The sequence below is a fragment of the Pseudomonas sp. SORT22 genome (assembly GCF_018417635.1).
Lineage (GTDB): Bacteria > Pseudomonadota > Gammaproteobacteria > Pseudomonadales > Pseudomonadaceae > Aquipseudomonas.
In genome coordinates, this window is sequence record NZ_CP071007.1 from 5,100,081 (window position 1) to 5,119,700 (window position 19,620).

The window sequence follows — 19,620 nt, forward strand, 5'->3', positions numbered from 1 at the left end:
CCTATTTCAGAGGCGCCTGGACAGTTCATCCAGGGCCGATTGCAGATCATTGAAGCGGAAGGTAAAACCGGCCGCCAGCAAACGTACCGGCCGCGCCCGTTGCCCGCCCAGTAGCAAGGTCGACAATTCGCCCAGCCCGGCCTTGAGCAGCAGCGCCGGCATCGGCATCAATGCCGGGCGGTGCAGGGCCCGGCCCAGACGCCTGGCGAACTCGCGGTTGCGCACCGGCTCCGGGGCGCAGGCATTATAAGGACCGCTGGCATCCTTGTGCTGCAAGAGAAAATCAATCAGGGCGATCTGGTCGTGTATATGGATCCACGGCATCCACTGCCGACCGTCGCCGATAGGCCCGCCCAGCCCGAGTTTGAACGGCAGGCGCAGGCGCGACAAAAAGCCGCCCTCGCTCGCCAGCACCAGCCCGGTACGCACCAGCACCACGCGAATCCCCAGCGGTTGCGCGGCCATGGCGGTTTCTTCCCAGGCGATGCACAGCTGGCTGGCGAAATCCTCCTTGACCGGCTGCGAAGCCTCGGTGAGTTCGCGCTCGCCACCATCGCCATACCAGCCTACCGCCGAACCCGAGATCAGTACCTCGGGGCGCTGCTGACGCTTCTCCAACCAGGCCAGCAATTGCTCGGTCAAAGTGATACGACTGGCCCAGAGCAAGGCGCGACGGCTGGAGCTCCAGGGCCGGTCGGCAATCGGTGCGCCGGCCAGATTGATCACCGCGTCCACGCCGTCGTCATCGGCCAGCTCATCGAGCCGGGCTATGCCACGCACCCCGGAGCCACACAACTTGCCCACCTGTTCAGGGCGCCGACTCCATACCGTCAGCCGATGTCCCTGGGCCAGCCAGTGCTGACACAGGTGTTGGCCGATCAACCCGGTACCGCCGGTCAGCAATATATGCATGGCTGTGTCCTCGCATGGCGCGCCAGTGGTCTATTTTTAACAACAAGGCACTTTTTTGACCGATCGCTCTCGGATAAACATAGGCCAACCTGTGGTAACGAGCGGAATCATCTTATACAGGATTCGTGCATTGTACAGGTTTGCCGGGCAGCGTAGTCTGCAACCATTAGGTTCGAAGAGGCCATCATGACTGTACCTATTGCCATCATCGGGGCCGGTATCGCCGGCCTGTCCGCCGCCCAGGCGTTGCAAAAGGCCGGGCAGACCGTTCATTTGTTCGACAAGGGCCACGGCAGCGGCGGACGCATGGCCAGCAAACGCAGCGATGCCGGCGCCCTTGATCTCGGCGCCCAGTACTTCACGGCCCGCGACCGGCGCTTTGTCGACCAGTTGCAGCAATGGGTAGCGGCCGGTTGGGCGGCCGAATGGAAGCCGCAGCTGTATCACTATCAGGATGGCGTACTGAGCCCCTCCCCCGACGAGCAGACGCGCTGGGTTGGCGTGCCGCGCATGAGCGCCATCACCCGCGGCCTGCTCAAGGATGTCACGGTAAACTTCAGCTGCCGTATTGCCGAAGTCTATCGCGGCCAGAAGTACTGGCACCTGCAGGACACCGACGGCTGCAGCCACGGGCCGTTCAGCCGGGTGGTAGTCGCCGTGCCGGCGCCTCAGGCCACCCAGTTGCTCAGTGCTGCGCCCAAGCTGGCCGCCACTGCCGCCGGCGTGCAGATGGACCCGACCTGGGCCATCGCCCTGGCGTTCGACACCCCGCTCGACACCCCGATGCAAGGCTGCTTCGTACAAGGCAGCGCCCTCGACTGGCTGGCGCGCAACCGGAGCAAACCCGGGCGCGACGAACACATGGACACCTGGGTGTTGCATGCCACTTCCAGCTGGAGCAAGCAGCACATCGACCTGCCCAAGGAGGCGGTGATCGAGCAACTGTGGGGCGATTTCGCCGAGCTGGTCGGCTGCGTGGTGCCCGCCCCGAACTTCTCCCTCGCCCACCGCTGGCTGTATGCCCGCCCGGCCAGCAATCACGAATGGGGCGCCCTGGCCGACGCTGACCTGGGCCTGTATGCCTGTGGCGACTGGTGCCTGTCGGGCCGGGTCGAAGGCGCTTGGCTCAGCGGCCAGGAAGCGGCCCGTCGGCTGCTTGAGCATCTGGAGTAACAGCTGCCGGGGCTGCTCCTGTTCAGCCCCGCCTGACATTTTCGACATCCTGCACAAAAATTGTACAAGTGGTTTGACTTGCACAGGTTTGCCCCTATGATGGGATTTACCTGTACATAAAACTTTATTTGTACAATATTTTTCAGGATCTGTTCATGAACGCTCGTGACCTGCCGCGCAAGCCCCGCATTGCTGTCAGCGCCTGTCTGATCGGCCAGGAAGTGCGTTTCAACGGCGGCCACAAAGCCTCGCGCCTGTGCAACGAGGTCCTCAGCGAACACTTCGATTTGGTCCCGGTTTGCCCAGAAGTCGCCATCGGCCTGGGCGTGCCACGTGCCCCCATCCGCCTGGTAGGTGATCCTGCCGACCCGCAGGCCGTGTGCAGCCGCGACCCCGGCCTGGATCTGTCCGGCCCGTTGCGCGCTTACGGGCAGCAGATGGCCAAGGATCTCGACGATATTTGCGGCTACATCTTCATGCACAAATCCCCCTCCTGCGGCCTGGAGCGAGTCAAGGTCTATCAGGCCAATGGCTATCCAGCGCCCGAGGGCGGCCGCGGGTTGTTCGCCGCCGCCTTCTGTGAGCAGCGTCCCGATTTACCGGTGGAAGAAGATGGCAGGCTCTGCGATCCGGTGCTGCGCGAGAACTTCATCACCCGGGTATATGCCTACGCCGACTGGCAGCAGCTGATCGCCGCTGGCGTCAGCCGCGGCGCCCTGATCGCGTTTCATTCCCGCTACAAGTACCAGCTGATGGCGCACAACCCGCAGCAGTACAAAGTCCTGGGCAAGCTGTTGGGCAGCATGGGCCGCGACGACGATCCCGAGTTGCTCGCCCCGCGTTACTTCAGCCAGTTGATCCAGGCCCTGAGCCGCTGCGCCAGCCGTGGCACCCACAGCAATGTACTGTTGCACCTGAGCGGTTACCTGCGCGATGCCTTGAGCCGCGCCGACAAGCAGGAAATCCAGCAACTGATCAGCCAGTACCATGCCGGCGTGGTGCCGCTGGTGGTGCCGCTGACCCTGCTCAAGCATCATTTGCGCAACCATCCCGACCCCTACCTGGCGCAGCAGGTGTACTTGCAACCGCACCCGGAAAACCTGAGCCTGCGCAATGCCATCTGAAGCCTTGTTGCCGATCCGCGAGGTGACGCGCCTGACCGGTATCAACCCGGTCACCCTGCGTGCGTGGGAGCGTCGTTACGGCTTGATCGTGCCGCAACGCACCGGCAAGGGGCATCGCCTCTACAGCCAGGAAGACGTCCAGCGTATTCAGCAGATCCTCACCTGGCTTGACCGGGGCGCAGCGGTCAGCCAGGTCAAAGCCTTGCTGCAAGCCAACCCGGGGGAGTCACCGGCGCCGGCCGGCAGCGACTGGCAGGCCCTGCGCGAGCAACTCAAGGAAGCCATCGCCGCCCTCGCCGAGCGCCGGCTTGAGCAGCAGCTGAACCAGGCCATGGCCCTGTACCCGGCGGCAACCCTCTGTGAACAGCTGTTGATGCCGCTGCTTGCCGACCTCGAACTGCGCTGGCAGGGCCAATTCGCCACTGGCCTTGAGCAGGTGTTCTTTTTCTCGTGGCTACGCAGCAAGCTCGGGGCGCGGGTCTATCACAACAACCATCAGCTCGGCGGCGCCCCCTTGCTGCTGGTAAACGGCTCTGACCTGGCCTTCGACCCACGGCTGTGGCTGACGGCCTGGCTGGCCAGCAATGCCGGTTACCCGGTGCAGGTCTTCGACTGGCCACCACCGGGCAACGAGCTGAGCCTGGCGGTCGCCCAGTTGCGGCCATGGGCGTTGCTGCTGAGCATCGACAAGTCGCTGGACATCGCCCGCTTACAAAGAAACCTGGCCGACATCGAAATTCCGAAACTCCTGTGCGGCCGCGCAGTCAGCATTCATAAGCATGCCCTGCAAGCCTGGACGGACGAGACGCTGTTTGTCCTCGATTCGCCCCAGGCGGCGCTTCAGTGCCTGCGCCAACTCAGGGGCGAACAGCCTGAATTTCACCTTCAAGGGTAACCAAACAGCATGCAACTGATCTGGCTGCGCAGCGACCTGCGCGTAATTGACAACACTGCACTGGCAGCAGCCTGCGAACGCGGCCCGACCCTGGCGGTATGGCTGCTCAGCCCTGGGCAGTGGCAGGCCCATGACGATGCACCGTGCAAGGTCGACTTCTGGTTGCGCAATCTGCAAAGCCTGCGTGCGGCACTGGCGCAGTTGAACATCCCCCTGCTGATCCGCTACGCCGACACCTGGCAGCAGGCACCGCAGGTCTTGCTGCAGCTGTGCCAGGAGCATCAGGTGCAGGCGCTGCACTTCAACGAGGAATATGGCGTCAATGAAAGCGCCCGCGACCAGGCGGTGCAGGCTGCCTTGGGCGAGCACGGTATTGCCGCGCACGGCTATCTTGACCAGTTACTGTTCCGCCCAGGCAGCATCCTGACCCGCAGCGCCAGCTACTTTCAGGTCTTCAGCCAGTTTCGCAAAGTTTGTTACGAACGCCTGCACCTGGGCGTGCCACCCTTGGTCAACCCAATCAGGGCGCAAGCGCCGACGGCTGTTGCCAGCGATCCGGTTCCCGTTGAGGTAGCCGGTTTCCCACACCCTGCGCAGGCCTTGCGCGAGCTCTGGCCTGCCGGTGAAGAAGAAGCACAGCAGCGCCTGCAACGCTTTATCGACGAATGCGCCGAGGACTACCAGAATCAGCGCGACCTCCCCGCCGTCGCCGGCACCAGCCAGCTGTCAGCCTACCTGGCCGCCGGGGTGATATCGCCGCGTCAGTGCCTGCATGCCGCGCTGAACCACAACTTCGGCGAGTTCGACAGTGGCAACCGCGGCCTGGTGACCTGGATCAACGAGCTGCTCTGGCGCGAGTTCTACAAACACATCCTGGTGGGCTATCCACGGGTCTCGATGCACCGTGCCTTCCGCCCGGAAACCGAGGCCCTGCCCTGGCGCCATGCACCGGAGGAACTCAAGGCCTGGCAGCAAGGACAGACCGGCATCCCGATCATCGATGCGGCCATGCGCCAATTGCTTGCCACCGGCTGGATGCACAACCGCCTGCGCATGATCGTTGCCATGTTCCTGACCAAGAACCTGCTGATCGACTGGCGCGAGGGCGAGCGCTTTTTCATGCGCCACCTGATTGATGGCGACCTGGCCGCCAACAACGGCGGCTGGCAGTGGAGTGCTTCGACCGGCACCGACGCAGCGCCCTATTTCCGCATTTTCAACCCTGTGAGCCAGTCTCAGCGTTTCGATAGCGCAGGGCATTTCATTCGGCAATGGCTGCCTGAGCTTGCCGACCTGGATGAAAAAAAAATCCACAATCCCGTGCCAGCTGGCGATCTTTTTGCTACTAATCATTATCCACAGCCTATTGTGGACCTCGGTAGCAGTCGCCAACGTGCGTTGAATGCATTCAGGAATTTACCCACGCGGCAGGAAGAGAGGGCAGTCATGTGAGCGAACCCATCGCGCGCAAGGTGTGGGTCACCGGCGCAAGCAGCGGCCTGGGCCTGGCGCTGGTGCAACAACTGCTTGAGCAGGGCTGGAAAGTCGCTGCCAGCGGACGTCCTTCGCCCGAGCTCAAGGGCCTTTCGCAGCTCAACCCCGAGCAGTTGCTTTTGCTTGACGGCAATCTCGATGATCGCACGCAGGCCGCACACGCTGGCCAGCAACTCCAGGCCCACTGGGGCGCCCTCGATTGCCTGCTGGTGAATGCCGGCACCTGCGATTACCTGGACCCTGGCCTGCCGCCGACGGCCATTTTCGAAGCCATCGCCAGCAGCAACCTGAGCGCTTCGGTTCATTGCTTGAACGTGGCAGTGCCGCTGCTGGAAAAAGGCCAGGCGCCACAGGTGCTGGCTGTGCTCAGCCGCTATTCGGCGCTGCAACTCTACGAGCCCAGCCAGCCGGCAACCCCGGACAACAACCTGACACAAGTGTTTCGCGCTGAGCGTCAGAAGCTCGAGAGCAAAGGCATCGCCTTGACCGTGGTCGCACCGCAGGCGTTGAAAACGCCACTGCTGGCGGTTCAGGTCCGACCTGAACAATGGACGCCGGAAACTGCTGCCGATGTGATCATCCAGCGTTTGCCAGAGCGCGCCCCCGAGCTACTGCTCGAAGCCCTCAACCTCAACAGCCTCTGGCCACTGCCCGAACTACCTGCAAGCCCTGTGTAAAACACAGGGCTGTGCTCTTTCAGGTCAGAGCGGCATGCGATAGTGCAACGCGTAACTTTCTACCCCATCGTTGGGCGTTTGCAGCCCGGCGTTGGAGTAGTGGATCGCCCGCACGCCGACTTCATGCCCGCCGGCAAAGCGCAAACCAAAGCCGATGCGATCTTCGAACTGGAACGAAGAGCCGAGTTTGTTGCTTTCAACTTCGGTACTGGAGAATGCGGCCACACCAATACCGGCTTCGATATAGGGTTTGACCGACTCACCGGCGAACTCGTAAACGAACACCGGCGCAAACGACAGGCTGTGGTTACTCGACTTCTCGTCGCCATCCCAATAGGTGTAGGCACCGTCCCAATAGCCGGTGATACGGCCTACGCTGGTTTGCCACCAACTGACATCCCAGTTCGATTGCAGGCCGAGGCGATAGGTCATGGTCGAGTCGCCGGTCTGCCCGACCGAGAACGACACGTCCGCTGCTTGAGTTGTGAAAGATTGCCCCAGGGTAACGGCTGCAAGAGCAGCCAAGCAAAGCAGTTTCTTCATGAGAAACGTCCTTTTTCCTAATGCTGTTGTTGGTTTTTCTGTCTCACCAGACAATAAATAGAAATCGGCAGCGTTGCGTTAGTTCAGTCAATGTTGAGTGCTTTTCACACTTTTTTTACATTGGAAAGCTTCGCACACTGTCAGATTTATTCCACAACATTGGAAGGATCTTTCGCAAATGTTCAGGGCTGGCACTGGTCCAGAATTGCGCATCGCGCGCCGGTCCTGCAGCCAGCAATTCACCCTCGCCCAACAGGCGCTGCAATTGCCGGGCAACGGCGGCGCCAGTATCGATGATCGCCACCGAGGCGGGGATCATTTGCGCCAGCAGAGGCTTGAGGAAGGGGTAATGGGTGCAGCCCAGGATCAGGGTATCGCAGCCGGCGTCGAGCAAGGGCTTTACATACCCCTGGAGCATCTCACGCACCACCGGGCTGCTCAGGTCGCCAGCCTCGATGCACTCCACCAGGCCCGGGCAAGGCTGGGTGACGACGCGAATGTCGTTGGCAAAGCGATCGAGCAAGGCAACGAACTTGGCGCTTTGCAGGGTGCCGGTGGTGGCCAGCACGCCGACCACACCGCTGCGGGTCGCGGCAGCGGCGGGTTTGACCGCAGGCTCCATACCGACGATCGGCCAGTGCGGATACTGTTCGCGTAAATCTGCCACCGCCGCCACGGTGGCGGTGTTGCAAGCCAGGACCATGGCCTTGGCGCCTTGCTCGCGGAAGAACTCGGCGACCATGCGACAGCGCTGGCGGATGAACGCCGGCGACTTCTCGCCATAGGGGATGTAGCCGCAGTCGCCGACGTACAGCAGCGACTCGTCGGGCAGCAGGCGCTGGATCTCGGCCAGTACCGACAGGCCGCCGACTCCGGAATCGAAAACGCCGACCGGCGCCGCCGCAGCGTCAGCCATGATGCTCGCCACACACGCTGCAGCCCGGGTCGCGCTTGACCCGCAGCTCACGGAAGCGGCTGCCAAGGGCGTCGATCAACAGCAAGCGCCCCACCAGCGGCTCGCCGAAACCGGCCAGCAGCTTCAGCGCCTCAAGTGCTTGCAGGCTGCCAACCAGCCCCACCAGCGGGCCCAACACGCCGGCTTCGCTGCAGGTCAGTTCGGCTTCGCTGCCGTGCCCGTACAGGCAGTGGTAGCAGGGGCTTAGCGGGTTACGCGGGTCGAACACCGACAACTGCCCTTCCAGGCGAATCGCCGCGCCGCTGACCAGCGGTTTGCCGTGGGCGACGCAGGCAGCATTGACCGCTTCGCGGGTAGTGAAGTTGTCCGAGCAATCGAGCACCAGGTCCACGGCCTTGACCGCTTCAGCCAGGGAGTCCTCATCCAGCGCGCGGCGATGCGCTTTGAGGGTGATTTGCGGGTTGATCGCGGTGAGCCGGGCAAGCGCCGAATCAACCTTGCTCAGGCCTACCGACGCACTGTCGTGCAAGACCTGGCGCTGCAGGTTGGTGACATCCACCGTATCGAAGTCGGCCAGGTGCAATTCGCCAACCCCGGCGGCCGCCAGGTACAGCGCCACTGGCGAGCCGAGACCGCCGAGGCCGACGATCAGCGCCTTGCTGTTTTTCAGCCGCAGCTGACCGTCGATATCCACCTGCGCCAGGAGGATCTGCCGGCTGTAGCGCAACAGCTCCTGGTCGCTCAGCACGACAGCCGCCCCAGGGTGATGCGCTCGTGGCCGTTGAGGTCGAGGCGGCTTTCGATCTGCTCGAAATCATGCCTGGCCAGCAGCTCGCGCACGGCGGCGGCCTGGTCGTAACCGTGTTCGAGCAGCAGCCAGCCAGCCGGCGCCAGGTGCGCCGGCGCCTGGCTGACGATGCAGCGCAGGTCGTCCAGGCCGTCTTCGCCGGAGACCAGCGCGCTGCTGGGCTCAAAGCGCACGTCACCGGCCACCAGGTGCGGGTCGGCGGCGGCAATGTACGGCGGGTTGCTGATGATCAGGTCAAAGCGCTCGCCAGCCAAGGCATCGAACCAGTGGCTGCTGCGCACGTTGACGTTGTTCAGTTGCAGGCGCTGGCGGTTGCGCTCGGCCAGGGCCACGGCTTCGAGCACGCGGTCGACCGCGGTGACCTGCCACAACGGGCGCTCACTGGCCAGGGCCAGGGCAATCGCCCCGGTGCCGGTGCCCAGGTCGAGCAGCTTGACCGCACTACCCGGCAGCAACTGCAGGGCGGTTTCCACCAGCAGCTCGGTTTCCGGACGCGGGATCAAGGTATGCGGGGCCACTTCCAGGTCGAGGTTCCAGAACCCCTGCTGACCCAGAATGTAGGCCACCGGCTCACCGGCGCGGCGGCGCTGCAGGTAGTCGGCAAAGGTCAACGCCGCTTCGCTGCTGACAATCCGCTCCGGCCAGGTGTGCAGGTAGCTGCGCGACTTGCCGATGGCCGCCGCCAACAGCAGTTCGATATCCAGACGCGCGGTCGGCGAATCCGGCAGCTCCGCACCGCGGAGCAAGCTGGCAATAATCGTCATTTACTCACCCAGTGCCGCCAGTTGATCCGCCTGGTACTCGGCCAGCAACGGCTCGATTACCGCGTCGACCCCACCGGCCAGAACGTCATCCAGGGAATACAGGGTCAGGTTGATGCGGTGATCGGTCACCCGCCCCTGTGGATAGTTGTAGGTACGAATTCGTTCGGAACGGTCACCCGAGCCGACCAGCAGCTTGCGCTCGCTGGCCATGGCATTCTGCGCCGCGCTGGTCTGGATGTCGTTGAGCTTGGCCGACAGCCAGGACATCGCCCGGGCACGGTTCTTGTGCTGGGAACGTTCTTCCTGGCACTCGACGACAATGCCGGTGGGCAAGTGGGTGATGCGGATTGCCGAGTCAGTCTTGTTAATGTGCTGACCACCGGCACCGGAGGCACGGTAGGTGTCGACACGCAGGTCCGCCGGGTTGATCTCGATCGCCACCTGCTCGTCCGGCTCCGGCAGCACCGCCACGGTGCAGGCCGAGGTGTGAATGCGGCCCTGGGATTCGGTCTCGGGTACACGCTGGACGCGGTGGGCACCGGACTCGAATTTCAACTTGCCGTAGACGCTGTCGCCTTCGACCCGGGCAATGATTTCCTTGTAGCCGCCGTGTTCGCCCTCGTTCTCCGAGAGAATTTCCAGGCGCCAGCCGCGCTTTTCGGCATAGCGCGAATACATGCGGAACAGGTCGCCGGAAAAGATCGCCGCCTCGTCACCACCGGTACCGGCGCGGATTTCCAGGAACACGTTGCGCCCGTCGTTGGGGTCCTTGGGCAGCAACATGCGCTGCAGCTGGTTTTCCAGCTGCGCCAGTTGCTCCTTGGCTTCGCGCACTTCTTCCACGGCCATTTCGCGCAGGTCCGGGTCGCTGTCCTTGAGCAGCGCCTGGGCGCCGGCCAGATCATCCTGGACCTTGCGCCACTGGGCGTAGGCGACGGCGACCGGCTCGACTTCAGCGTATTCACGGGAATAGGCGCGAAAGCGCGTCTGGTCGCAAATGACCTCGGCATCGCCCAGCAGGGCGGTCAGTTCCTCGAAACGGTCCTGGAGCGTGTCCAGTTTATTCAGCAGCGACGCTTTCATTGCGGGGTTTTATCCGTCGAACCCTCGGAGAGGGCAAAGAGTTCCTGGGCCATGGCCAGCGCATCGAGGCGGCCTTCGGCAGAGAGCTTTTTCAGTTGCACGCTGGGCGCATGCAACAGCTTGTTGGTCAGGCCACGGGCCAGTTGCACCAGCACCTCATCGGCACTGGCGCCATTGGCCAGCAGGCGCTGGGCCTTTTGCAGCTCTTCGTCGCGCAGGCGCTCGCTCTGCTGACGGTAAGCCTTGAGTACATCCACCGCGGCCAGCTCGCGCAGGCGCAGCATGAAATCTTCGGCGCCCACCGAGACCAGCTCTTCAGCGGCCTGGGCAGCACCCTGGCGGCTCTTGAGATTCTCGGCGACCACTTCGTGCAGGTCATCGACGGTGTACAGGTAAACGTCATCGAGCTCGCCCACCTGTGGCTCGATATCGCGCGGCACGGCGATGTCGACCATGAAGATCGGCTTGTGCCGGCGCTGCTTCAGGGCGCTTTCCACCGCACCCTTGCCGAGGATCGGCAACTGGCTGGCGGTGGAGCTGATGACGATATCGCTGTTGACCAGCTCCTGGGGAATGTCGGCCAGCAGCACCGCATGGGCGCCGAACTGCTCGGCCAGGGTGCTGGCGCGCTCCAGGGTGCGGTTGGCGACGACGATGCGCCGCACGCCCTGCTCGTGCAGATGGCGGGCGACCAGGGTGATGGTTTCACCGGCGCCGATCAGTAGCGCCTGGCTGCGGCCCAGGTCGCTGAAGATCTGCTTGGCCAGGCTCACGGCGGCAAAGGCCACCGACACCGGGTTTTCGCCGATGGCGGTATCGGTACGCACCTGCTTGGCAGCGCTGAAGGTCGCCTGGAACAGCCGCCCGAGCAGCGGGCCGATGGTTCCGGCTTCGCGCGCCACGGCATAGGCCGACTTCATCTGGCCGAGGATCTGCGGCTCGCCCAGCACCAGCGAGTCGAGCCCGGAGGCCACCCGCATCATGTGCCGCACGGCATCGTGATCTTCATGGATGTAGGCGCTGGCGCGCAGTTCATCCAGGCTCAGTTGATGATATTCGGCCAGCCAGCGCAGGATGCTCTCCGCAGCCAGGTGGTCCTGCTCTATATAAAGCTCGCTGCGGTTGCAGGTCGAAAGGATCGCGGCTTCGCGGCTGGCGGTCAGTCGGCAGAGCTGCTGCAAGGCGTCCACCAGCTGCTCAGGGGTAAACGCCACGCGCTCGCGTACGTCTACCGAGGCAGTCTTATGGTTGATACCGAGGGCAAGAAAGGCCATGCAAGGTCGCTGATTGTGACGAGAAGCCGATAATTGTCCTACTTCGCAGAGCGCAGAACAACCACCGCTCGCTATTGTCTCTATAGTCTACCCCTACCGAGACCTTCGCTTATGGGTTTGCCCCGGCGCTTGTGTCATGATGATCCGACCGCTGGTAAGCCGCCCAAATCCCGATTATGAATAGATCCTACGCGTTGCTCCTTGCCCTTGCCTTGCTCCAGGGCTGCCAGACCCTGGCTCCGGATTCCCCGGATGCCAAGGCGCCTGCAGATGCCGCCCCGGTGCAACCGGCCAAGCCCACCGTCTACGGATCGTTCAGCCAGGACACCGTGTACAGCCTGCTGACCGCAGAACTTGCCGGCCAGCGCGATCGTTTCGATATCGCCCTGGACAATTACGTCAGCCAGGCAATCAAGACTCAGGACCCGGGTATTTCCGAACGCGCCTACCGCATCGCCGAATACCTGGGCGCCGACCAGGCCGCGCTCGACACCTCGCTGATCTGGGCGAAAAACGACCCCGGCAACCTCGACTCCCAGCGCGCCGCCGCCATCCAGCTGGCTCGCAGCGGTCGCTATGACGAGTCCATGGTCTACATGGAAAAGGTCCTTCAGGGCCAGGGCGACACCCACTTCGACTTCCTCGCCCTGTCGGCACTGGAAACCGACCCGGACACCCGCACCGGCCTGCAAAACAGTTTCGATCGTCTGTTGGTGAAGTACCCTGACAACGGTCAGCTGGTGTTCGGCAAGGCCCTGCTGCTGCAACAGGATGGCAAGGCCCAGGCGGCCCTCGACCTGCTCGAAGAACACCCGCCCGAAGCCGGCGAGATTGCCCCGGTGCTGCTGCGCGCGCGCCTGCTGCAAGGCCTGGACCGCGGCAAAGAGGCCCTGCCGCTGCTGCAGAAAACCATTCGCCAGTACCCGGACGACAAACGCCTGCGCCTGACCTACGCGCGCATGCTGGTCGAGCAGGATCGCCTGGCCGATGCCAAGGCCGAGTTTGTCAGCCTGGTCCAGCAATACCCGGACGACGATGAACTGCGTTACTCGCTGGCCCTGGTCAGCCTGGAAACCAAGGACTGGGACGAAGGCGCCGGCTACCTCGAAGAGCTGATCGCCCGCGACAGCCATGTCGATGCCGCGCACCTGAACCTGGGGCGCATCCATGAAGAACGCAACGACCCCGAAAGCGCCCTCAACGAGTACGCCCTGGTCGGCCCCGGCAACGACTATCTGCCAGCGCAACTGCGCCAGGCCGACATCCTCATTGCCAACGGCCGCAGCGCCGAGGCCTCGCGGCGCCTGGCCGCAGCCCGCGAAGCCCAGCCCGACTACGCCATCCAGCTGTACCTGATCGAAGCCGAAGCCCTGGGCAACAACGACAAGGACGCCCAGGCCGAGCAGGTGCTGCAGCAAGCGATCAAGCAATACCCGGACGACCTTAACCTGCTGTACACCCGGGCCATGCTGGCGGAAAAACGCAACGACCTGGCGCAGATGGAAAAAGACCTGCGCAGCATCATCAGCCGCGAGCCGGAAAACGCCATGGCCCTCAACGCCCTGGGCTACACCCTGGCTGACCGCACCAGCCGTTATGCCGAAGCCAAGACCCTGATCGACAAGGCGCACCAGATCACCCCGGACGATCCGGCGGTGCTCGACAGCCTCGGCTGGGTCAACTACCGCATGGGCAACCTCGACGAAGCCGAGCGCCTGCTGCGCCAGGCCATCGAGCGTTTCCCCGATCACGAAGTCGCTGCCCACCTGGGTGAAGTGCTCTGGGCCAACGGCAAGCGCCGCGAAGCCCGCCAGGTCTGGGCCAAAGGTTTCGAAGCCCAGCCCGACAGCCCTATCCTGCGCAAGACCGTCCTGCGCCTGACCGGATCCGAGACTCTATAAGCCTATGTTTTTGCGCCACTGCATCACCTTCTGCCTGATTGCCCTGCTTGCCGGTTGTGCCGGCTTCGGCTCCCGTGAGGCCCTGCGGGGCGAAGGCAACCCCCAGCTGTGGCGCGAGCACAAGCAACAGCTGAGCACCCTCGATGGCTGGCAGATCAACGGCAAGGTCGGCATCCGCGCGCCGAAAGACTCCGGCAGCGGCACGCTGTTCTGGCTGCAGCGCCAGGACTACTACGACATCCGCCTGTCCGGCCCGCTCGGCCGCGGCGCTGCACGCCTGACCGGGCGCCCCGGCGGCGTCACCCTCGAGGTCGCCAACCAGGGCCGCTTCGAGGCGCAAAGCCCGGAAGCCCTGCTGGCCGAACAACTGGGCTGGGAGCTGCCGGTGTCGCACCTGGTCTGGTGGATTCGCGGCCTGCCCGCCCCCGACAGCAAGAGCCAGCTGACCCTCGACGGCGACAGCCGCCTGGCCAGCCTCAAGCAGGACGGCTGGGACGTGCAATACCTGAGCTACGCCGAACAGAACGGCTACTGGCTGCCCGAGCGGATCAAGCTGCACGGGCAAAACCTCGACGTGACCCTGGTGGTCAAAGACTGGCAACCACGGCAACTGGGCCACTGATCAATGAACACTGCAACCCTGACCCTGCCGGCCCCGGCCAAGCTCAACCTGATGCTGCACATTCTTGGCCGCCGCGCCGATGGCTACCATGAGCTGGAAACCCTGTTCCAGTTTCTCGAGCATGCCGACGAGCTGTCTTTCGCCCTGCGCGAAGACGGTGAAGTGCGCCTGCACAGCGAGATCGACAACGTCCCCCATGAAAGCAACCTGATCGTCAAGGCCGCGCGCAAGCTCAAGGCCCTGACCGGCTGCGACAAGGGCGTGGATATCTGGCTGAAAAAAATCCTGCCCATGGGCGGCGGCATTGGCGGCGGCAGCTCCGACGCCGCCACTACCCTGCTCGGCCTCAACCATTTATGGCAACTGGGCTTGAGCGAAGACCAGCTGGCTGAACTGGGCCTGACCCTGGGCGCCGACGTGCCGGTTTTCGTCCGCGGCCATGCGGCGTTCGCCGAGGGCGTGGGCGAGAAGCTGACCCCGGTCGACCCCGAAGAGCCCTGGTATGTCGTGCTGGTCCCGCAAGTATTTGTTAGCACAGCAGAAATTTTTTCAGATCCGCTGTTGACACGTGATTCCTTGCCCCTTAAGATGCGCCCCGTTCCCAAGGGAAACAGTCGAAATGACTGCCAACCGGTGGTAGAGCAGCGTTACCCAGAGGTACGCAATTCATTGAATTTGTTAAACGAATTCACTGAGGCTCGGCTTACCGGAACTGGAAGTTGTGTGTTTGGGGCCTTCCCAAACAAAGCTGAAGCTGATAAAGTTTTGGCCCTTCTTGCAGAGACCCAAACAGGGTTTGTAGCTAAGGGAAGCAACGTTTCGATGTTGCATCGCACGCTGCAGAGTCTGCTCTAGGAATCGAGCACCAGGTGCTCGCAGCAACAGATACAGGGGCGTCGCCAAGCGGTAAGGCAGCAGGTTTTGATCCTGCCATGCGTTGGTTCGAATCCAGCCGCCCCTGCCATTTTCCTTATACTCATCCAGGTATACCCTCAGCCTTCAGGTACTGCGCGTGTCCAAGATGATGGTCTTTACGGGGAACGCTAACCCCGATCTGGCTCGGCGTGTCGTACGTCAGCTGCATATCCCACTGGGTGATGTTTCTGTCGGCAAATTCTCCGACGGCGAAATCAGCACTGAGATTAATGAAAATGTTCGTGGTAAGGACGTTTTCATCATTCAGCCGACTTGCGCGCCAACCAACGATAACCTGATGGAACTGGTAGTGATGGCCGATGCCTTCCGCCGCTCCTCAGCTTCCCGAATCACTGCCGTGATTCCTTACTTCGGATATGCCCGCCAGGATCGCCGTCCGCGTTCGGCGCGTGTTGCTATCAGCGCCAAAGTCGTCGCTGACATGCTCACCGTCGTCGGTATCGACCGTGTTCTCACTGTCGACCTGCACGCTGACCAGATCCAGGGTTTCTTCGATATTCCGGTAGATAACATCTACGGCTCCCCCGTTCTGGTGGATGACATCGAAGACCAGCGTTTCGAGAACCTCATGATCGTGTCCCCGGACATCGGCGGCGTCGTGCGTGCACGTGCTGTTGCCAAGTCCCTGGGTGTCGATCTGGGTATCATCGACAAACGCCGTGAAAAGGCCAATCACTCCGAAGTGATGCATATCATCGGCGACGTCGAAGGACGTACCTGTATTCTCGTCGACGACATGGTCGACACCGCCGGCACCCTGTGCCACGCGGCCAAGGCCCTGAAAGAACACGGCGCTGCCAAGGTTTACGCCTACTGCACGCACCCTGTCCTCTCGGGTCGGGCGATCGAGAATATCGAGAACTCCGTGCTGGACGCACTGGTGGTGACCAACACCATCCCGCTGTCCGCTGCAGCACAAGCCTGTGACCGTATCCGCCAACTGGATATTGCACCGGTTGTTGCCGAGGCGGTTCGCCGCATCAGCAATGAAGAATCGATCAGCGCGATGTTCCGCTGAGGGTTTTCCCTCGCGAACCTCTCGTTGACGAAAAGCGCCCCGCCCCAACACCTGTTGTTGGGGCGGGGCTTTTTTGCCCACCCCGTTTGGCGCTGGTCGCAAACGCCTGCGGGAGATGGCTATTTTGGAGATACAAAATGACTGATTTCACTCTGAACGCCCAAGCGCGTACCGACCTGGGGAAAGGTGCGAGCCGCCGCCTGCGTCGTCTCGCCGCCCAGATCCCTGCCGTTGTTTACGGTGGTGACAAAGAAGCTCAATCCCTGACCATCGTGGCCAAGGAAATCGCCAAACTGTTCGAAAACGAAGCTGCCTACAGCCACGTTATCGAGCTGAACATCGACGGCAAGAAAGAAAACGTCGTTGTCAAAGCGATGCAGCGTCACCCAGCCAAGCAGTTCATCCTGCACGCTGACTTCGTCCGCGTTGTTGCTGGCCAGAAACTGACCGCCAAAGTACCTGTGCACTTCGTCAACGAAGAAGCTCCGGTCAAGAAAGGCGGCGAGATCTCCCACGTTGTCAACGAGATCGAAGTTTCCTGCGAAGCCAAAGACCTGCCTGAGTTCATCGAAGTCGACCTGGCCAACGCCGAAGTCGGCGCGATCATCCACCTGTCGGACCTCAAAGCTCCGAAAGGCGTCGAGTTCGTCGCTCTGGCTCACGGTAACGACCTGGCTGTTGCCAACGTTCACGCTCCGCGTGTTGCGCCTGAAGCTGCAGAAGGCGCTGCCGAGTAATCTACTCAGCACGCCGGCGTTGACCGGGTTACAGTGCCCCGCACTGTAACCCACAACTCCAAGGAAGAGCCCCTGACGTGACCGCCATCCAACTGATCGTCGGCCTGGGAAACCCCGGCCCCGAATACGAACAGACCCGGCATAACGCAGGGGCTCTTTTCGTAGAACGCATTGCCAGCGCCCAGCGCGTCAACCTGACCGCTGACCGCAAGTATTTCGGCCTGACGGCTAAATTCAGCCATCAGGGCAACGACGTTCGTCTGCTGATCCCGACCACCTACATGAACCGCAGCGGCCAGGCCGTTGCTGCACTGGCGAACTTTTTCCGCATCCCGCCAGATGCCATCCTGGTGGCCCACGACGAACTCGACCTGCCTCCCGGCGTCGCCAAGCTCAAAAAGGGCGGCGGCCATGGCGGGCACAACGGGCTGCGCGACATCATCGCCCAGCTCGGCAACCAGAATGACTTTCACCGTCTGCGGCTTGGCATCGGCCACCCGGGTGACAGCAGCAGGGTCTCCGGTTTCGTCCTCGGCAAGGCGCCACGCGCCGAGCAGGAGAAGCTGGACGCCAGTATCGATTTTGCCCTCGGCGTGCTGCCGGACATCCTCGCCGGCGACTGGACGCGTGCGATGAGAGAGCTGCACAGCCAAAAGGCCTGACTCCACGAAGAGGGATTCACCATGGGTTTCAATTGCGGCATCGTCGGCCTGCCCAACGTCGGCAAGTCCACCCTGTTCAACGCCCTGACCAAATCCGGCATCGCCGCCGAGAACTTCCCGTTCTGCACCATCGAGCCGAACAGCGGCATCGTGCCGATGCCCGATGCACGCCTGGACGCGCTGGCGGCCATCGTCAAGCCGAACCGCGTGCTGCCGACCACCATGGAATTCGTCGACATCGCCGGCCTGGTTGCCGGTGCCTCGAAAGGTGAAGGCCTGGGCAACAAGTTCCTCGCCAACATCCGCGAGACCGACGCCATCGCCCACGTGGTGCGCTGCTTCGAAGACGAGAACGTGATTCACGTCTCCAACAGCGTCAACCCCAAGCGCGACATCGAGATCATCGACCTGGAACTGATCTTCGCCGACCTCGACAGCTGCGAGAAGCAACTGCAGAAGGTTGCGCGCAACGCCAAGGGTGGTGACAAGGACGCCCTGGCGCAGAAAGCCATCCTCGAAAAACTGATCCCGCACTTCACCGAAGGCAAGCCTGCGCGCAGCCTGATGAAGAACATGGCAGACGACGAGAAGGCCCTGATCCGCGGCTTCCACCTGCTGACCAGCAAGCCTGTGATGTACATCGCCAACGTTGCCGAAGACGGTTTCGACAACAACCCGCACCTGGACGTGGTCAAGGCCATTGCCGAAGAAGAAGGTGCGATCGTGGTGCCGGTGTGCAACAAGATCGAAGCCGAGATCGCCGAGCTCGACGACGGTGAAGAGAAGGACATGTTCCTCGAAGCCCTGGGCCTCGAAGAGCCAGGCCTGAACCGCGTGATCCGCGCCGGTTACTCGCTGCTCAACCTGCAGACCTACTTCACTGCCGGCGTGCAGGAAGTCCGCGCCTGGACCGTGCGCGTCGGCGCCACCGCCCCGCAGGCGGCCGGCGTGATCCACACCGACTTCGAGAAAGGCTTCATCCGTGCCGAAGTGGTCGCCTACGACGACTTCATCCAGTACAAGGGTGAAAGCGGCGCGAAAGAAGCCGGTAAATGGCGTCTGGAAGGCAAGGACTACATCGTCAAGGACGGTGACGTGATGCACTTCCGCTTCAACGTCTGACCCGCTGCCAGCAGCCCGAAGCCCCTTGAGGTCATGCCTCAAGGGGTTTTTCTTTGCCTGCGCCATGAGCAAACGCGGGCCAATACCTGGATCTATACTCAAAGCCGCATTCAAACGGCTCTTGTCCACAGATCAGGTATCGGCGCATGGCTAAGAAAAAGGAAAAGCAAGACAGCAGCGAACGCCTCCCCCGTAAAGAATACGAGCAAGCCCTCAAGGCCCTGCACATCGAGCTGGTCAAGTTGCAGCAGTGGGTGGTGGCCAAGGGTTTGAAGGTCTGTATTGTCTTCGAAGGCCGCGACGGCGCCGGCAAGGGCGGCACCATCAAGGCCATCACCGAGCGCGTCAGCCCGCGGGTGTTTCGCGTGGTGGCGCTGCCAGCACCGACCGAACGGGAAAAAAGCCAGATGTACGCCCAGCGCTACATACAGCACATGCCCTCGGCCGGCGAAGTGGTGATCTTCGACCGCAGCTGGTACAACCGCGCCGGCGTCGAGCGGGTGATGGGCTTTTGTACCGAAGAGCAGTCCGGCAAGTTCCTGTCAGTGGTGCCATCGTTCGAGAAGATGCTGGTCGAGTCCGGCATCGTGCTGGTCAAGTACTGGCTGGAAGTCAGTCCTCAAGAGCAGGAGCGGCGCCTTAAGGAGCGCATTACCGACGGGCGCAAGATCTGGAAGCTGACGCCGATGGACCTCAAGTCCTTCACCCGCTGGGACGACTACACCCGCGCACGGGATGACATGTTCGCCGCCTCCGATACCTCCTGGGCCCCCTGGTATGTGGCGGTTTCCGAAGACAAGCGGCGGGTGCGCCTGAACATCATCAGCCACTTTCTCAAGCAGGTGCCCTACGAGGACATCACCCACAAACAGAAGATCGAGCTGCCCAAGCGCGGCAAGATCGGCCGCTACAAAAGCACCCGCTACACCTCGCGCATGGTGCCTGAGCGCTTCTGAAGC

Annotated in this window: 20 protein-coding genes and 1 tRNA gene; 14 read left to right on the forward strand and 7 right to left on the reverse strand. The window is 62.5% G+C overall.

What is annotated here, in order from left to right:
- Positions 1-6: 6 nt before the first annotated feature.
- Positions 7-912 carry a TIGR01777 family oxidoreductase gene (locus JYG36_RS23435; protein ID WP_093387946.1) on the reverse strand — a complete coding sequence of 302 codons (906 nt, stop codon included), beginning with the start codon at positions 910-912 and terminating at the stop codon, positions 7-9.
- A gap of 186 nt (positions 913-1,098) precedes the next feature.
- Between JYG36_RS23435 and JYG36_RS23440 the strand changes: the two genes are divergently transcribed.
- From JYG36_RS23440 to JYG36_RS23460, 5 genes are all read left to right on the forward strand, one after another.
- The gene (locus tag JYG36_RS23440; RefSeq protein WP_045195999.1) at positions 1,099-2,085 is read left to right on the forward strand and encodes an NAD(P)/FAD-dependent oxidoreductase; all 987 of its coding nucleotides are present in this window, start codon (positions 1,099-1,101) and stop codon (positions 2,083-2,085) included.
- A 155-nt stretch (positions 2,086-2,240) separates the two neighbouring features.
- Complete coding sequence (locus JYG36_RS23445; protein WP_045195997.1) at positions 2,241-3,209, forward strand: YbgA family protein; 969 nt, start codon at positions 2,241-2,243, stop codon at positions 3,207-3,209.
- Positions 3,199-4,104 carry a MerR family transcriptional regulator gene (locus JYG36_RS23450; protein ID WP_213602455.1) on the forward strand — a complete coding sequence of 302 codons (906 nt, stop codon included), beginning with the start codon at positions 3,199-3,201 and terminating at the stop codon, positions 4,102-4,104. Before JYG36_RS23445 ends, JYG36_RS23450 begins: the two co-directional genes overlap by 11 nt.
- Before the next feature lie 9 nt (positions 4,105-4,113).
- Entirely contained in the window at positions 4,114-5,556 is a 1,443-nt protein-coding gene (gene phrB, locus JYG36_RS23455) for a deoxyribodipyrimidine photo-lyase (protein WP_213602457.1), read from the forward strand.
- A complete protein-coding gene (locus JYG36_RS23460; RefSeq protein WP_249744378.1) occupies positions 5,553-6,275 on the forward strand; it encodes an SDR family NAD(P)-dependent oxidoreductase in 723 nt (240 codons plus the stop codon). Before phrB ends, JYG36_RS23460 begins: the two co-directional genes overlap by 4 nt.
- A gap of 24 nt (positions 6,276-6,299) precedes the next feature.
- Here the strand turns inward: JYG36_RS23460 and JYG36_RS23465 are convergent, their stop codons facing one another.
- The 6 genes from JYG36_RS23465 to hemA form a co-directional block, all read right to left on the reverse strand.
- Positions 6,300-6,818, reverse strand: coding sequence for an acyloxyacyl hydrolase (locus tag JYG36_RS23465; RefSeq protein ID WP_093387937.1), 519 nt, complete (start codon positions 6,816-6,818; stop codon positions 6,300-6,302).
- 115 nt (positions 6,819-6,933) lie between these two features.
- Entirely contained in the window at positions 6,934-7,734 is an 801-nt protein-coding gene (gene murI, locus JYG36_RS23470; protein ID WP_093387934.1) for a glutamate racemase, read from the reverse strand.
- Positions 7,727-8,482: a molybdopterin-synthase adenylyltransferase MoeB gene (locus tag JYG36_RS23475; protein ID WP_093387931.1), complete on the reverse strand. Its 756-nt coding sequence runs from the start codon at positions 8,480-8,482 to the stop codon at positions 7,727-7,729. Before JYG36_RS23475 ends, murI begins: the two co-directional genes overlap by 8 nt.
- Complete coding sequence (gene prmC / locus JYG36_RS23480; RefSeq protein ID WP_045195982.1) at positions 8,476-9,306, reverse strand: peptide chain release factor N(5)-glutamine methyltransferase; 831 nt, start codon at positions 9,304-9,306, stop codon at positions 8,476-8,478. The genes JYG36_RS23475 and prmC overlap by 7 nt, the downstream gene beginning before the upstream one ends.
- Positions 9,307-10,389 (reverse strand): peptide chain release factor 1, encoded by a 1,083-nt coding sequence (gene prfA / locus JYG36_RS23485; protein ID WP_045195980.1) that lies wholly within the window; start codon positions 10,387-10,389, stop codon positions 9,307-9,309. It abuts the gene before it with no gap.
- Positions 10,386-11,663, reverse strand: coding sequence for a glutamyl-tRNA reductase (hemA, locus tag JYG36_RS23490; protein WP_045195978.1), 1,278 nt, complete (start codon positions 11,661-11,663; stop codon positions 10,386-10,388). The genes prfA and hemA overlap by 4 nt, the downstream gene beginning before the upstream one ends.
- 176 nt (positions 11,664-11,839) lie before the next feature.
- On the opposite strand from hemA, the gene JYG36_RS23495 reads away from it, so the two are divergent.
- The 9 genes from JYG36_RS23495 (at position 11,840) to ppk2 (ending at position 19,617) form a co-directional block, all read left to right on the forward strand.
- Entirely contained in the window at positions 11,840-13,564 is a 1,725-nt protein-coding gene (locus JYG36_RS23495; protein ID WP_213602459.1) for a tetratricopeptide repeat protein, read from the forward strand.
- Positions 13,565-13,568: 4 nt separating this feature from the next.
- Positions 13,569-14,186 carry a lipoprotein insertase outer membrane protein LolB gene (gene lolB / locus JYG36_RS23500; protein ID WP_045195974.1) on the forward strand — a complete coding sequence of 206 codons (618 nt, stop codon included), beginning with the start codon at positions 13,569-13,571 and terminating at the stop codon, positions 14,184-14,186.
- A 3-nt stretch (positions 14,187-14,189) separates the two neighbouring features.
- Positions 14,190-15,041 carry a 4-(cytidine 5'-diphospho)-2-C-methyl-D-erythritol kinase gene (gene ispE, locus JYG36_RS23505; protein ID WP_045195972.1) on the forward strand — a complete coding sequence of 284 codons (852 nt, stop codon included), beginning with the start codon at positions 14,190-14,192 and terminating at the stop codon, positions 15,039-15,041.
- Positions 15,042-15,075: 34 nt separating this feature from the next.
- Positions 15,076-15,150, forward strand: a tRNA-Gln gene (locus JYG36_RS23510).
- A gap of 48 nt (positions 15,151-15,198) precedes the next feature.
- Positions 15,199-16,140, forward strand: coding sequence for a ribose-phosphate pyrophosphokinase (locus JYG36_RS23515; protein WP_010225730.1), 942 nt, complete (start codon positions 15,199-15,201; stop codon positions 16,138-16,140).
- A 137-nt stretch (positions 16,141-16,277) separates the two neighbouring features.
- Positions 16,278-16,877 carry a 50S ribosomal protein L25/general stress protein Ctc gene (locus JYG36_RS23520; RefSeq protein ID WP_045195970.1) on the forward strand — a complete coding sequence of 200 codons (600 nt, stop codon included), beginning with the start codon at positions 16,278-16,280 and terminating at the stop codon, positions 16,875-16,877.
- A 77-nt stretch (positions 16,878-16,954) separates the two neighbouring features.
- Positions 16,955-17,539 (forward strand): aminoacyl-tRNA hydrolase, encoded by a 585-nt coding sequence (pth, locus tag JYG36_RS23525; protein ID WP_038997179.1) that lies wholly within the window; start codon positions 16,955-16,957, stop codon positions 17,537-17,539.
- Between the two features lie 21 nt (positions 17,540-17,560).
- On the forward strand, positions 17,561-18,661 hold the full coding sequence (gene ychF, locus JYG36_RS23530; RefSeq protein ID WP_045195968.1) for a redox-regulated ATPase YchF: 1,101 nt from the start codon (positions 17,561-17,563) through the stop codon (positions 18,659-18,661).
- A gap of 146 nt (positions 18,662-18,807) precedes the next feature.
- Positions 18,808-19,617, forward strand: a complete 810-nt coding sequence (gene ppk2 / locus JYG36_RS23535; protein WP_213602461.1) for a polyphosphate kinase 2 — start codon at positions 18,808-18,810, stop codon at positions 19,615-19,617.
- The last annotated feature ends 3 nt before the right edge of the window (positions 19,618-19,620 follow it).